Source organism: Kitasatospora sp. NPDC004669 (genome assembly GCF_040609455.1).
Lineage (GTDB): Bacteria > Actinomycetota > Actinomycetes > Streptomycetales > Streptomycetaceae > Kitasatospora.
In genome coordinates, this window is record NZ_JBEXKB010000120.1 from 1 (window position 1) to 15,868 (window position 15,868).

Below are 15,868 nucleotides of genomic sequence, written 5' to 3' on the forward strand. Positions count from 1 at the left end.
TGGGTCTGGTTGAGGGCGTCCTCGTCGCCGAAGATCACCTCGCGCAGTGGCCGTTCCAGGTGGGTGTCCAGTGCGGCGCAGGCTTCGTCGAAGGCCGCTGTGAACGCGGGCTGGGTCTCGTACAACTCCCGGCCCATGCCGAGGCGTTGTGCGCCCTGTCCGGTGAACAGGAAGGCGAGCTTGCCGCCGCGTACCGTCCCCTGGACGGCGTGCGGGCTGGACGACCCCTCGACCACAGCCGCCAGTCCGGCCAGTAGCTCCTCCCGGCTGGCGCCGAACACCACCGCCCGGTGCCGCAGCTTCGCCCGTCCGGAAGCGAGCACGCGGGCGGCCTGCGCGAGCCGGTCGACGTCCGTCACCGTGTCGAGGAACTCGCCCAGCCGCGCCGCCTGTTCGCGAAGCGCCGGCTCGTTCCGGGCCGAGAGCAGCAGCGGCGGCAGCACCTCGGCGGCTTCGTCCTCCTCGACGACGCTCTCCGGTGCCGCCTCCAGGATCAGGTGGGCGTTCGTCCCGCTGATGCCGAAGGACGACACGGCGGAGCGGCGGGGGCGGTCGGTCTCGGGCCACGGCCGGGCCTCGGTGAGCAGCTCGACGGCGCCGGACTCCCAGTCGACGTGCGGCGTGGGCTCGTCCACGTGGAGGGTGCGGGGCAGCACGCCGTGGCGCATCGCCTCGACCATCTTGATGACGCCGCCGACGCCGGCCGCCGCCTGGGTGTGGCCGATGTTGGACTTCAACGAGCCGAGCCAGAGCGGCTGTTCGGTGTCGTGGGCCCGGCCGTAGGTGGCCAGCAGGGCCTGCGCCTCGATCGGGTCGCCGAGCCTGGTGCCGGTGCCGTGCGCCTCGACCGCGTCGACCTGGTCGGCCGACAGCCGGGCGTTGGCCAGCGCGGCCCGGATCACCCGCTGCTGCGCGGGCCCGTTGGGGGCGGTGAGCTGGCTGCTCTTGCCGTCCTGGTTGATCGCGGTGCCGCGGATGACCGCGAGTACCGGGTGCCCGGCTGCCTGGGCGTCGGAGAGCCGCTCCAGCAGCAGCATGCCGACGCCCTCGCCCCAGATCACGCCGTCGGCCGAGGCCGCGAAGGACTTGCAGCGGCTGTCCGGGGACAGCCCGCGTTGGCGGCTGAACTCCAGGAACATCCCGGGCGTCGACATGACCGCCGCGCCGCCGGCGAGCGCCATGCCGCACTCGCCGCTGCGTAGCGCCTGGACGGCCAGGTGGATCGCCACCAGCGAGGACGAGCAGGCGGTGTCCACCGTCACCGCGGGCCCCTCGAACCCGAGGGTGTAGGAGATGCGGCCGGACGCGACGCTCAGCGTGTTGCCGGTCAGGACGTAGCCCTCGACGTCCTCGGGCCCCTGGTGGGTGAGCGAGGCGTACTCGTGGTTGGACACGCCGGTGAAGACACCGGCCGCCGTGCCGCGCAGTGCGGTCGGGTCGATGCCGGCCCGCTCCATCGCCTCCCAGCTGGTTTCCAGCAGCAGCCGCTGCTGGGGGTCCAGGGCGAGCGCCTCGCGGGGGCTGATGCCGAAGAACTCGGCGTCGAACTCGTCGGCTTCGTAGAGGAATCCGCCCTGGCGCGCGTAGCTGCGGCCCGCGGCGTCCGGGTCCGGGTCGAAGAGGTCGGACAGCGCCCACTCGCGGTTGCCGGGGAAGTCGCCGATCGCGTCCACCCCGTCGGAGACCAGCCGCCACAACGCCTCGGGGGTGTCGGCGCTGCCGGGGAACCGGCAGGCCATGGCCACGATGGCGATCGGCTCCCGGGCGGCGGACTCGGCCTGCCGCAACCGCTGCCGGGTCTGCTGGAGCTCCGTGGTGACCCGCTTCAGATAGTCGCGGAGCTTGTCCTCACTCACCGTCTGCCCCCAGTCCCAGCTCGTTGTCGATGAAGTCGAAGATCTCGTCGTCGGTCGCGGAGTTCATCCGCGCGGCGGCGGCGTCGTCCGCCGGATCGGATCCGGCTGTCCCGTCCAGCTCGGTGAGCCTGTCGAGGACGTCCTGCAGGCGCAGGATCAGGTCGTTCCTGGCGTCGGACCGCAGGGTGGCCGCGTCGGCCGTCAGCCGGTCCAGTTCGGCCGCGAGCAGCGGCGGGGTGCCGCCCGTCGCGTCCGCGCCCGCCGCGCCCGCCGCGCCCGCCGCCTCGGGCGCGAACTCGGCGCGCAGGAAGGCGGCGAGTTCGGCCGGGGTCGGGTAGTCGAACAGCGTGGTGGCGGGCAGTCGCAGTCCGGTGTTCCGGTTCAGGGTGTTGCGGAACTCGACGGCGGTCAGCGAGTCGAGGCCGGTCTCCAGGAAACCGGCCTGGCTGCTCAGCGCCGCCGCCGAACTGTGGCCGAGGACGGTGGCGAGCTGGCCCAGGATGTGCTCCTCCAGGATCCGGACCTGCTCCTCCTCGCCGCGGCCGGCCAGCCGCTGCCGGAAGGTGTCCGCGTCCACGGTGTCCTTGGCCCGGCGGCGTGCGGTCGTGCCGACCAGGCCGCGCATCAGGGGCGGCACGGCGGGGTTGTCCCCGCCGAACCCGGTGAGGTCGAGCCGGGCCGGGACCAGCAGCGGCTGGTCGTGGCCGAGGGCGAGGTCGAACAGGTCGAGCGCCTGCGCGGTCGGCACCGGTGCGATGCCGCCCCGGGTCAGCCGGGCCCGTCCAGCCTCGTCCAGGGCGCCCGCCATGCCCCTCTCCAGCTCCCACAGGCCCCAGGCCAGCGAGAGAGCCCCCAGGCCGCGGGCGCGGCGGTGGGCCGCGAGGGCGTCGAGGAAGGTGTTGGCGGCCGCGTAGTTGGCCTGGCCGGCGTTGCCGATCAGACCGGCGACGGAGGAGAAGAGGACGAAGGCCCGCAGGTCGAGGTGCTCGGTCGCCTCGTGCAGGTGCCAGGCCGCGTCGACCTTCGGCCGCAGCACCGCGCCGAGCCGTTCGGCCGTCAGCGCCGGGAGGGTGCTGTCGTCCAGCACGCCGGCGGCGTGCACCACGGCGGTCAGCGGGTGCTCGGTCGGGACCGCGTCGATCAGGGCGGCCACCGCGTCGCGGTCGGCGGTGTCGCAGGCCGCGACGGTGACCTCGGCTCCCGACTCCCGCAGTTCGGCGACCAGTTCGGCGGCTCCCGGAGCGTCCGGTCCGCGCCGGCCGACGAGCAGCAGGTGCCGTACGCCGTGCCCGGTCACCAGCCGGCGGGCGATCAGCGCACCGAGGGTGCCGGTGCCGCCGGTGATCAGCACGGTGCCCGCCGGGTCGAGCGGAACGGGCGACTCGGCGGTGACGGTGGCCTTGGCGAGCCGGGGCACCAGCAGCTCGCCGGCGCGCAGCGCGAACTGCGGGGCGTCGCCGGCGAGGGCGGCGGGCAGGGCGCGCAGGGACGGGTCGCCGCCGTCGTGGTCCACCAGGACGATCCGGCCGGGGTTCTCGGACTGCGCGGTGCGCACCAGGCCCCAGACGGCGGCGGCGGCGAGGTCGGGCACGTCCTCGTCGTCCCGGGCGGCGATCGCGCCCTCGGTGAGGACGGTCAGCACGGTTCCGGCCAGTCGCCCGTCGGACAGGAACTCCTGGACGGTCGCCAGGACGGCGGCCGCGGTGGCGTGTGCCCCGGCGACGACGCCCTCCTCGGCGGCCGCCACCGGCAGCAGCAGGCCTGCGATCCCGGCGGGCACCGTCGACTGGAGCGCGCCCGGGCCGTCGTGCACCTCCGCGGCGATGCCCAGCCGGACCAGTCGGTCGGCCAGGTCCTTGTCACCGAGGACGGCGTACGGCAGTGCGGCCGGCCGGACCGACCCGGCGGCGATCCGGCTCCACTGCACCCGGTAGAGCGAGTCCGGCTGCTTGGTGCGGGCCGCAGCCAATTGATCGGCGCCGACCGGGCGCATGGCCAGCGCCTCGATGGTCATCACCGGGGCGCCGGAGCGGTCGGCGATCTCCAGGGCGACGAGGTCCGGCTCCGGGCGGGACAGGTGCACCCGCACGTGCCGGGCCCCGGTCGCGTGCAGGGTGACCCCGCTCCAGGAGAACGGCAGCCGGACGCCGTCCTCGGCGCCGTACCAGAGCATCAGCGGGTGCAGCGCGGAGTCCAGCAGGGCCGGGTGGAGGCCGTAGTTCTCCTCGTCGCCGTCGTCCGGCAGCGCGATCTCGGCGTACACGTCCTCGCCGAGCCGCCAGCCGGCCTTGAAGCCCTGGAACATCGGGCCGTACTCGTACCCGCGGTTGATGAAGGTCCGGTAGAACGCGTCGATGTCGACCGGGGTCGCCCCTGCCGGCGGCCAGACGGACAGGTCGAAGGACGGCTGCCCGACCTCCCGGGCGAGGTACCCGCTGGCGTGCCGGGTCCACTCCTCCTCCGGCGCGGCGTCGGCCGGTCGGGAGTACATGGTGAACGGGCAGCGCTCGGTCTCGTCCGGGGTGCCGACGGTGATCTGCACGTCCCGCGCGCCCTGCGGGGGTACGGCCAGGAACGCGTGGTGGACCAGTTCGTCCAGCCGGCCGAACCCGGCCTGCCCACCGGCGTACGAGAGCAGGTCGAGGAAGGCCACACCCGGCAGGACGACCGTGCCGAACACCACGTGGTCGTACAGCCACGGCTGCTGCTTCAGCGAGACGCGGCCGGTGAACAGCCGGGTCCCGTCGGGGAGGACGACGGCTGCGCCCAGCAGCGGGTGGTCGGTCGTGGTCAGTCCGGCGGAGGCCAGGTCGGCGGACCGGGTGGCGGGCTTGAGCCAGTAACTGTCGCGTTGGAAGGGGTAGGTGGGGAGATCGGCGGTGCGGATGGTGGCGCCGGAGGGCGTGGGGATCGGCCAGGTGATGGGGTGGCCGTGGGTGTGGAGGGTGGCGAGGGTGGTTGTGGTGGTGCGGGTTTCGGGGTGGTTGTGGCGGAGGGTGCTGATGGCGAGGGTGTGCTCGTCGTCGAGGGTGGTGTGGGTGAGGGCGGTGAGGACGGGGTCGGGGCCGAGTTCGAGGTAGGTGGTGACGCCGTTGTCGGCGAGGGTGCGGATGGTGTCGGTGAAGCGGACGGTCTGGCGGATGTGCTCGGCCCAGTAGTCGGGCGTCGTGAGTTGGTCGGCGAGTTGGCCGGTGAGGTTGGAGACGACGGGGATCTTGGGTTGGTGGTAGGTGAGTTGGGCTGCCTCGGTGCGGAAGGCGTCGAGGATGGGGTCCATGTGGGGGGAGTGGAAGGCGTGCGAGACGGTGAGCTTGCGGGTCTTGCGTCCGAGGTCCTTGAAGTGTGCGGCGATCCGTTCGGCGGTCTCGGGGTCGCCTGAGATCACGGTGGAGTCGGGGGAGTTGAGGGCGGCGATCGACACCGCTTCGGTGAGGTGCTCGCGCAGTTCGTCCTCGGTGGCCTGGATGGCGATCATGGCGCCGCCGGCGGGGGCGGACTGCATCAACCGGGCCCGGGCTGTGACCAGCCGGGCGGCGTCGGGGAGGGAGAGGACTCCGGCGACGTGGGCGGCGGTCAGCTCACCGATCGAGTGGCCGGTGACGTAGTCGGGTGTGACGCCCCACGATTCGTAGAGGCGGAAGAGCGCGGTTTCTAGGGCGAACAGGGCGGGTTGGGTGTACTGGGTCTGGTTGAGGGCGTCCTCGTCGCCGAAGATCACCTCGCGCAGTGGCCGTTCCAGGTGGGTGTCCAGTGCGGCGCAGGCTTCGTCGAAGGCTGCCGTGAACGCGGGCTGGGTCTCGTACAACTCGTGGCCCATGCCGAGGCGTTGGGCGCCCTGTCCGGTGAACAGGAAGGCGAGCTTGCCGCCGCGGACCGTCCCTTGGACGGCCTGCGGGCTGGACGACCCCTCGGCCACAGCCGCCAGTCCGGCCAGCAGTTCCTCCCGGTCGGCGCCGAACACCACCGCCCGGTGCGGGAAGAGCGTCCGTCCGGCGGCGAGCAGTGCCGAGGCCTCGGTGGCCGAGGCGTCCTGGTGTGACGTCAGCCAGTTGCGCAGGTCTGCGGCCTGCGCGGCGACCGCCGCAGGGCTCTTCGCCGACAGGAGCAGCGGCATGGCGGGGGCCGTTGCGGGCTGGGCCGCCATCGTGGGAGCGGGGGCGGGCGGCGCCTCCAGGATCACGTGGGTGTTGGTGCCGCTGATGCCGAAGGAGGAGACGGCGGAGCGGCGCGGGTGGTCGGTCTCGGGCCACGGCCGGGCCTCGGTGAGCAGCTCGACGGCGCCGGACTCCCAGTCGACGTGCGGCGTGGGCTCGTCCACGTGGAGGGTGCGGGGCAGCACGCCGTGGCGCATCGCCTCGACCATCTTGATGATCCCGCCAACGCCGGCCGCAGCCTGCGCGTGGCCGATGTTGGACTTGAACGAGCCGAGCCAGAGCGGCTGTTCGGGCGTGTGCGCCTGACCGTAGGTGGCCAGCAGGGCCTGCGCCTCGATCGGGTCGCCGAGCTTGGTGCCGGTGCCGTGCGCCTCGACCGCGTCGACCTCGGCGGCCGTGAGCCGGGCGTCGGCGAGCGCGGTGCGGATGACCCGCTGCTGCGACGGCCCGTTGGGGGCGGTGAGGCCGTTGCTGGCGCCGTCCTGGTTGACGGCCGTGCCACGGATGACCGCGAGCACCTGGTGCCCGGCGGCCTTCGCGTCCGAGAGCCGCTCCAGCAGCAGCATGCCCGCGCCCTCGGCCCAGATCGTGCCGTCGGCCGCGCCGGAGAAGGACTTGGCCCGGCTGTCGGGGGCGAGCCCGCGCTGTCGGCTGAACTCCAGGAACATGCCCGCGTTGGCCATCACGGTGACGCCGCCGGCCAGCGCCATGGTGCACTCGCCGCCCCGCAGGGCCTGGACGGCCAGGTGGAGAGCCACCAGCGAGGAGGAGCACGCGGTGTCGACGGTGATGGCCGGGCCCTCGAAGCCGAAGGCGTAGGAGAGCCGGCCGGAGGCGACGCTCGCCGTGGAGCCGGTGAGCAGGTACCCCTCGACGCCTTCGGTGCCGGTGCGCACCAGCGGTCCGTACTCCTGGGTGATCACGCCCGCGAACACGCCGATCTGGTTGCCGCGCAGGGTGCCCGGCACGATGCCGGCCCGCTCCATGGCCTCCCAGCTGGTCTCCAGCAGCAGGCGCTGCTGGGGGTCGAGGGCGAGCGCCTCGCGGGGGCTGATGCCGAAGAAGTCGGCGTCGAAGCGGTCCGCGTCGTAGAGGAAGCCGCCCTGGCGGGCGTAGGTCTTGCCGATCGCCTCGGGGTCCGGGTCGAACAGCGCGTCGAGGTCCCAGCCGCGGTTGTCGGGGAAGTCGCCGACCGCGTCGACCTCGTCGGCGACCAGCCGCCACAGCGCCTCGGGGGTGTCGGCGCCGCCGGGGAAGCGGCAGCCCATGCCGACGATCACGATCGGGTCGTCGTTCTTCGGCGTCCGGCTGCGGCCGGTGGCGCCGCCGGCCGGCTTGGCCTGCGGAACGGCCGAGCTGAGCAACTCCTCCCGCAGGTGGCGGGCGATCGCGCCGGGCGTCGGGTGGTCGAAGGTCAGGGTGGCGGGCAGCCGGATGCCGACCGCCTTGCTGAGGGTGTTGCGCAACTCGACGGCGGTCAGCGAGTCGAAGCCGAGGTCCTTGAACGAGCTCTCGGGGTCGATCGCGGTGGACGGGTCGTGGCCGAGCACGGTGGCGATGTGCCGGCCGAGGAAGTCGAGCAGGAACGGACCCTGCTCGGCCTCGCCGCGGGCCACCAGCTCCTGCGCCAGCCCGTGTTCCCCGACGGCGGGGCCGGCCTCGACGGCACGGCGCGGACGCGGCTTGTACAGCGCGGTGAAGATCGGTGCGACGGTGCCGGCGCTCGCCTGGGCGCGCAGGCCGACTCCGTTGAGCTGGGCGGGGACCAACAGGGCCCGGTCGTGCGCGAGCGCGGTGTCGAACAGGGCCAGGCCCTGGGCGTCCGGCATCGGGACGACGCCGGTGCGGGCCATGCGCTGCTGTTCCTGCTCGCCGAGCGTGCCGCCCATGCCGCCGGACTCGGCCCACAGGCCCCAGGCGAGCGAGGTCGCGGGCAGGCCCTGGGCCCGACGGTACGCGGCCAGGCCGTCCAGGTAGGCGTTGGCGGCCGCGTAGTTGCCCTGGCCGGGGGCACCGAGCGTGGCGACGACCGAGGAGTAGAGGACGAAGGCCGTCAGTTCCAGGCCCTGGGTGGCGGTGTGCAGGTTCCAGGCGGCGTCCGCCTTGGGGGTGAGGACGGTGTCCATCCGCTCGGCGGTCAGCGCCGGGATCGTCCCGTCGTCCAGGACGCCCGCGCAGTGCACGACGGCGCGCAGCGGGTGCGCGGCCGGGACGGCGTCCAGCAACTCGGCGAGCGCCTTCGGGTCGGCCGCGTCGCACCCGGCGATCCGTACGGTTGCCCCCAACTCGGCGAGGTCGGCGCAGAGTTCGGTGGCTCCCGGGGCGTCCGGTCCGCGCCGGCTGGTGAGCAGCAGGTGCCGCACGCCGTGTTCGGCCACCAGGTGCCGGGCCAGCATCGAGCCCAGGGCGCCGGTGCCGCCGGTGACGAGGACCGTCCCGTCGGTGTCGAAGGCCGGCTCGGTCCGCTCGGCCGAGGCCGCCCGGGCTAGTCGGGGGACGGCCACCTCGCCGTCCCGCAGGGTGAGTTGCGGTTCGTCCAGGTCGAGGGCGGCGGGCAGGCCGGCGGCCGAGGCGGGCGCGTCGTCCAGGTCCACCAGGACGATCCGGCCGGGGTTCTCGGACTGCGCGGTGCGCACCAGGCCCCAGACGGCGGCGCCGCCGAGGTCGGTCGGCTGCTCGTCGCCGACCGGGACCGCCCCGCGGGTGACCACGGCGATCCTCGCGGTGAACGCCTCGTCGGCGAGCAGTTGTTGGAGGGCCGTGAGGACGTCGGTGGTGATCCGGTGGGCACGCCCGGCGGTGGCGTCGGGGCCGTCCAGGGCGGGGACCAGCACGAGCTGCGGGGCTGCGGCGGGTTCGTCGGCACCGAGGGCGGCGCGCAGCGAGAGCGCGTCCGGGTATCCGGTGACGGTGGTGTCGGTGCGGCGCAGGGTCTCGGTCAGCGCGGTGTCGCCGAGCACCGCCCAGTGCCGCTCGACGGTGGCCGCCGGGGCCGGGGCGGGCAGCGTCGTCCAGTCGACCTGGTACAGCTCCAGCGCCGCGGTCGTCTGGGCGGCGGCGGCGGCCATCTGGTCGGTCGCCACGGCGCGCATCGCCAGCGAGCTGATGGTGATCGCGGGTGCGCCGGTGTGGTCGACGATGTCCAGCGAGACGGTGTCCGGGGTGGGCCGGGAGAGCCGGACCCGCAGGCGGGTCGCGCCCACCGAGTGGATGGCGACGCCGCTCCAGGAGAACGGCACCCGGATGCTGTCCTCGGCCGGGGTCGCGCCCAGCACCAGCGCGGCCGGTTGCAGCGCCGAGTCCAGCAGCCCGGGGTGGACGCCGTACGCGCCGGCGTCGACGTCGGCCGGGAAGGCGACCTCGCCGTAGGTGGTGTCGCCGTCCTGCCAGGCGGCCCGCAGCGAGCGGAACAGCGGGCCGTAGCCGAAGCCGGCGTCGATGATCCGGGTGTAGAACTCCGTCATGTCCAGCGGCGTGGCGTCCGTGGGCGGCCAGTCGCCCTCCTCGAACGGCTCGAACGCGCCCGCCGGTTCGCCCACCGCGAGGGAGCCGGTGGCGTGCAGGGTCCAGTCGGTGCCGGGCTCGGCCTCCTCGGCGCGCGAGTACAGCGCGAAGCCGCGCGCACCCGACTCGTCCGCCGCGTCGACCGCCAGCCGCACTTGGAGCGCGCCCCGCTCGGGGATCGCCAGGAAGGTGCGGTGGGTGAGCTCCTCGATCTGGTCGCAGCCGACGATCCGGGCGACGTGCAGCAGCAGGTCGACGAAGGAGACTCCGGGCAGGATGTACGTGCCGTAGATCTCGTGTTCCGGGGCCCACGCCGGGTTGTCGGCGGAGAGCCGGCCGGTGAACAGGTAGCCCCGGCCGTTGGGCAGTTCGGTCTGGCTGGTGAGCATCGGGTGCTCGATGGCCGTCAGCCCGAGGGCTCCCGCGCCGGCGGTGTCGGTGGCGGGCTTGAGCCAGTAGCGCTCGCGTTGGAAGGGGTAGGTGGGCAGGTCGGTGGGGTTGGTGGCGGTGCCGTGGAGGTGGGGCCAGGTGATGGGGTGGCCGTGGGTGTGGAGGGTGGCGAGGGTGGTTGTGGTGGTGCGGGTTTCGGGGTGGTTGTGGCGGAGGGTGCTGATGGCGAGGGTGTGCTCGTCGTCGAGGGTGGTGTGGGTGAGGGCGGTGAGGACGGGGTCGGGGCCGAGTTCGACGTAGGTGGTGACGCCGTTGTCGGCGAGGGTGCGGATGGTGTCGGTGAAGCGGACGGTCTGGCGGATGTGGTCGGTCCAGTAGTCGGGTGAGGTGAGGCGGTCGGCGAGTTGGCCCGTGACGTTGGAGATGACGGGGATCTTGGGTTGGTGGTAGGTGAGTTGGGCTGCCTCGGTGCGGAAGGCGTCGAGGATGGGGTCCATGTGGGGGGAGTGGAAGGCGTGGGAGACGGTGAGCTTGCGGGTCTTGCGCCCAAGTCCCTTGAAGTGCGCGGCGATCCGCTCGCATATCTCGGGGTCGCCTGAGATCACGGTGGAGTCGGGGGAGTTGAGGGCGGCGATCGACACCGTGTCGGTGAGGTGCTCGCGCAGTTCGTCCTCGGTGGCCTGGATGGCGATCATGGCTCCGCCGGCGGGGGCGGACTGCATCAACCGCGCCCGTGCGGCGACGAGGCGGGCGGCGTCGGGGAGGGAGAGGACGCCGGCGACGTGGGCGGCGGTCAGCTCACCGATCGAGTGGCCGGTGACGTAGTCGGGTGTGACGCCCCACGATTCGTAGAGGCGGAAGAGCGCGGTTTCGAGGGCGAACAGGGCGGGTTGGGTGTACTGGGTCTGGTTGAGGGCGTCCTCGTCGCCGAAGATCACCTCGCGCAGTGGCCGTTCCAGGTGGGTGTCCAGTGCGGTGCAGGCCTCGTCGAAGGCTGCCGTGAACACGGGCTGGGTCTCGTACAACTCGCGGCCCATGCCGAGGCGTTGGGCGCCCTGTCCGGTGAACAGGAAGGCGAGCCTGCCGCCGCGGACCGTCCCTTGGACGGCCTGCGGGCTGGACGACCCCTCGGCGAGCGCGGCCAGGCCGACCAGCAGCTCCTCGCGGCTCTCGCCGAGCACCACCGCCCGGTGCGCGAAGAGCGTCCGTCCGGCGGCCAGGGCCCGGGCGACCTCGGCGGGGTGCCGGTCGCTGTCGGAGCCGATGAACTCGCGGATCCGGGCGGCCTGTTCGCGCAGGGCCGGTTCGTTCTTCGCTGAGATCAGCAGCGGCGGCAGCACCTCGGAGGCTTCGTCCTCCTCGACGGCGCTCTCCGGCGCGGCCTCCAGGATCACATGGGCGTTCGTCCCGCTGATGCCGAAGGACGACACGGCGGCCCGGCGAGGGTGGTCGGTCTGCGGCCACGCGCGGGCCTCGGTGAGCAGTTCGACCGCGCCGGCGGTCCAGTCGACGTGCGGCGTGGGCTCGTCCACGTGGAGGGTGCGGGGCAGCACGCCGTGGCGCATCGCCTCGATCATCTTGATGATGCCGCCGACGCCCGCCGCGGCCTGCGCGTGGCCGATGTTGGACTTCAACGAGCCCAGCCAGAGCGGCCGTTCGGGATCACGCTGCTGCCCGTAGGTGGCCAGCAGTGCCTCCGCCTCGATCGGGTCGCCGAGCCTGGTGCCGGTGCCGTGCGCCTCGACCGCGTCGACCTGGTCGGCGGTCAGCCGGGCGTTGGCCAGCGCCGTACGGATGACCCGCTCCTGCGAGGGGCCGTTCGGCGCGGTGAGGCCGTTGCTGGCGCCGTCCTGGTTGACCGCCGAGCCGCGGATCACCGCGAGCACCCGGTGTCCGGCCGCCTGGGCGTCGGAGAGCCGTGCCAGCAGCAGCATGCCGGCGCCCTCGGCCCAGCTGGTGCCGTCGGAGGCGGCCGAGAACGCCTTGCACCGGCCGTCGGTGGCCAGGCCGCGCTGGTGGCCGAACTCGACGAACATGCCGGGGCTGGACATCACCGCGACACCGCCGGCCAGGGCGAGGCCGCACTCGCCCTGCCGCAGGGCCTGCGCCGCGAGGTGCAGCGCGACCAGCGAGGACGAGCAGGCGGTGTCCACCGTCACGGCCGGGCCCTCGAACCCGAGGGTGTACGCGATGCGGCCGGAGGCGACGCTGGACGTGGTGCCGGTGAGCAGGAAGCCGCCGTAGGTCTCGCCGCCCTCGTGCAGTCGGGGGCCGTACTCCTGGGGCATCGCGCCGACGAACACGCCGGTGCGGCTGCCGCTCAGCTGCGCGGGGTCGACCCCGGCCCGCTCGAACGCCTCCCAGCTGGTCTCCAGCAGCAGCCGCTGCTGCGGGTCCATGGCCGTGGCCTCGCGCGGGTTGATGCCGAAGAAGGCGGCGTCGAACCGGTCCGCGTCGTAGAGGAAGCCGCCGTAGCGGGCGTAGGTCCTGCCGGGGGTGCCGGGCTCCGGGTCGTACAGCTCGGTGAGGTTCCAGCCGCGGTTGTCGGGGAACTCGCCGATCGCGTCCACACCGTCGGCGACCAGGCGCCACAGCGCCTCGGGGGAGTCGGCCCCGCCCGGGAAGCGGCAGGCCATCCCGATGACGGCGATCGGCTCGTCGCTCACCACGGCGGTCTCGGCGGCTCCGGCGCCCTCGCCGCCGGCCAGCCGGTCGAGGAGGTGGCGGGCCAGGGCGGTCGGGGTGGGCTGGTTGTAGACCAGTGCGGCGGGCAGGGCGAGGCCGACGGTGGCGGCCAGGCGGTTGCGCAGTTCCACGCCGAGCGCGGAGTCGAAGCCGAGCTCCTTGAAGGTGCGCCGGGAGTCGACCGCGTTCGCGCTGAGGTGGCCGAGGACGATGGCGGCGCTGGAGCGGACCAGGTCGAGCAGGACCTCCTCCCGCTCGGTGTCGGTGAGGCCGTCCAGGCGGCGCGCCCACGAGGACCCGGCGGCGGGCAGCGGCCGCTCCTCGGGCTCGGGCTCGGCCTCGCCGGCGGCGGGCCAGAACGCGGTCTCGGTGCCGTCGCCGTCGGCCGGGGGCTTGGGCCAGTAGCGGCGGCGCTGGAAGGCGTAGCCGGGCAGGGCGACCCGGTGCGGCGCGTGGTGCGCGAGCAGCGCGGACCAGTCCACCGCGGCGCCGTTGACGTGCAGTTCGGCGAGCGCGCCGAGGAAGGAGCGCCAGGAGTCCTCGTCGCGCCGCAGGGTACCCAGGACCAGGGCCCGGTCGGCGCCGGCCTCCTCCAGGCTCTCGCTGATGGCGAGGGTGAGCACGCCGTGCGGGCTGCTCTCGACGAAGGTGCGGTGGCCGGCCGCGAGCAGCGCCTCGACGGCGCGGTCGAAGCGGACCGGGCGGCGAAGGTTGGTGTACCAGTAGTCGGCGTCGAGCCCGGCGGTGTCCAGCAGTCCACCGGTGACGGAGGAGTAGAACGGCACCTCGCCGGCGCGCGGGCGGATCGGGGCGAGTTCGGCGAGCAGCTGCTCGCGGATCGTCTCGACGTGCGCGGAGTGCGAGGCGTAGTCGACCCGGATCCGGCGGGCCCGGACGTCGGCCTGCTCGGCGGCGGTGAGCAGTTCGTCGATGGCGGTCGCGTCGCCGGAGATCACGGCGGCGGCAGAGCCGTTGACGGCGGCGAGCGCGAGCCGCCCGTCCCACGGCGCGATGAACCGTTCGGCCTGCTCGGCCGACAGCGCGACCGAGGCCATGCCGCCCTGTCCGGCGAGTGCGGTGATGGCGCGGCTGCGCAGGGCGACCACCCGGGCGGCGTCGTCCAGGCTGAGGGCGCCGGCGACGTACGCGGCGGCGATCTCGCCCTGCGAGTGGCCGACCACCGCGTCGGGGCGCACCCCGACCGACTCCCACAGCCGGGCCAGCGACACCATCACCGCGAAGAGCACCGGTTGGACGACGTCGACCGCGTCCAGGCCGGGCGCGTCGGGCGCGCCGCGCAGCACCTCCAGCAGGTCCCAGTCAACGTATGCGGCAAGGGCGTTCGCGCATTCGGCGATCGCCTCGCGGAAGGCGGGGGAGGCGTCCAGCAGCTCCAGGGCCATGCCGGCCCACTGGGAGCCCTGGCCGGGGAAGACGAAGACGGTCCGGCCGTGGTCGTCGCCGACGCCGCGGACGAGTCCGGGCGCGTCCTGCCCCTTGGCCAGCACGGCCAGCCGCTCGCGCAGGTCGGCGGTGTCGGTGCCGAGCAGGACGGCCCGGTGCTCGAAGGACGTCCTGGTGGTGGCGAGGGAGTGGGCGACGTCGGCGGCCCGGGCCTCGGCCGGCAGGGCCCTGGCGAGTCGGGCGGCCTGGGCGCGCAGCGCCTGCTCGGTGCGGCCGGACACCGGCCAGGGGAGCAGGGCGGGCGCGTCCTGGCCCTCCCGGGTGCCGCCGGCGGCGGTGGCCGGCGGCTCGGTGACCACGACGTGGCAGTTGGTGCCGCCGACGCCGAACGCACTGACGCCCGCGACCAGCGGGGCGTCGGGCGAGGGCCAGGCCGCACACTCCTGCTGGACCTCCAGATGCAGCCCGGCCAGGTCGATCGCAGGGTTCGGGGAGGCGTAGTTGAGGCTGGCCGGCAGCTTGCGGTGGTGGATGCTGAGCGCCGTCTTCAGCAGGCCGGCGATACCGGCGGCGCCCTCCAGATGGCCGATGTTGGTCTTCACCGAGCCGACGTGCAGCGGGTGTTCGGCGGGGCGGTCACTGCCGAGGGCGGAGCCGAGCGCGGTGGCCTCGATCGGGTCGCCGACCGGGGTGCCGGTGCCGTGCAGTTCCACGTACTGGACGGCGATGGGCTCGATCCGGGCGTTCTCGCAGGCCAGCCGGATCACCTCGGCCTGGGCCTGCGCGCTGGGGACGGTCAGACCGGGGGTGGCGCCGTCGTTGTTGGTGGCGCTGCCGCGGATCACGCAGTAGATCGGGTCGCCGTCGGCCAGCGCGCGGGCCAGCGGCTTGAGCACCACGACGCCGCCGCCCTCGCCTCGGACGTAGCCGTTGGCCCGGGCGTCGAAGGTGAAGCAGCGGCCGTCGGGGGAGAGGCCGCCGAAGCTCACCGAGCGTGCGGTGCTGTCCGGGACGATGCTCAGGTTGACGCCGCCGACCAGCGCCAGGGTGGACTCCCCGCGCCGGAGGCTCTCGACGGCCATGTGCACGGCCAGCAGCGAGGAGGACTGTCCGGCGTCCAGGGTGAGGCTGGGGCCGTTCAGCCCGAGGGTGTACGAGACGCGGTTGGCGATCACGCCGCGTTGCACGCCGGTGAAGGTGTGCTGGGTGAGCGACTGCGCGCCGCTGCGCTGGAGCAGGGTGGCGTAGTCGTCCCAGATCGCGCCGACGAAGACGCCGGTGCGGGTGCCGGCCAGCGTGCCGGGCACGATGCCGGCGTCCTCCAACGCCTCCCAGGCGAGTTCCAGCATCAGGCGCTGCTGCGGATCCATGGTGACGGCCTCGCGCGGCGAGATGCCGAAGAAGGCCGCGTCGAAGCGGTCGATGCGGTCCAGGAAGCCGGCCCGTCCGCCGGGGCGGCCGCTCAGTGCGTCGCCGAAGCGGTCGGTGGGGGCGTCGGTGACGGCGTCGGAGCCCGTCGAGAGCAACTTCCAGAACGCTGCGGGATCCGGGGCGTGCGGAAGTCGGCAGGAGAGGCCGGTGACCGCAATCGCGTCCTCGGCTTCCAGGGGCAGGTTCTGGGAACCGTTGGCACCAGTCATCTCTTCGCTGCCTCCTACGGAGTGGGGCCGGCCGCGTACCCGGGTCAGGACGCTCGTCGTGACCACCGTCGTCGCGGGGGCTAACCGCGTCCTTGCGGATCTCTAAGCCCGGGCTTCGGCGCCCCTGCGGGGCCGCTGACCTGCGGGAACGCCGGGGAACCCAGGCGGGCGCCGAAGGGCGTGAGAACACGCGGAGGACCCGGGCCGCCCGCTCCCACGGGGGTGGGGAGCGGGC

General features: G+C 73.9%; 2 protein-coding genes. Both read right to left on the reverse strand.

The features are described from left to right. Positions 1 to 1,856: type I polyketide synthase (locus ABZW30_RS44135; protein WP_355676974.1), on the reverse strand; the 1,856-nt coding region annotated here is incomplete at its 3' end. Further along, entirely contained in the window at positions 1,849 to 15,633 is a 13,785-nt protein-coding gene (locus ABZW30_RS44140; protein ID WP_355676975.1) for an SDR family NAD(P)-dependent oxidoreductase, read from the reverse strand. The genes ABZW30_RS44135 and ABZW30_RS44140, both read right to left, overlap by 8 nt. Positions 15,634 to 15,868: the final 235 nt, after the last annotated feature.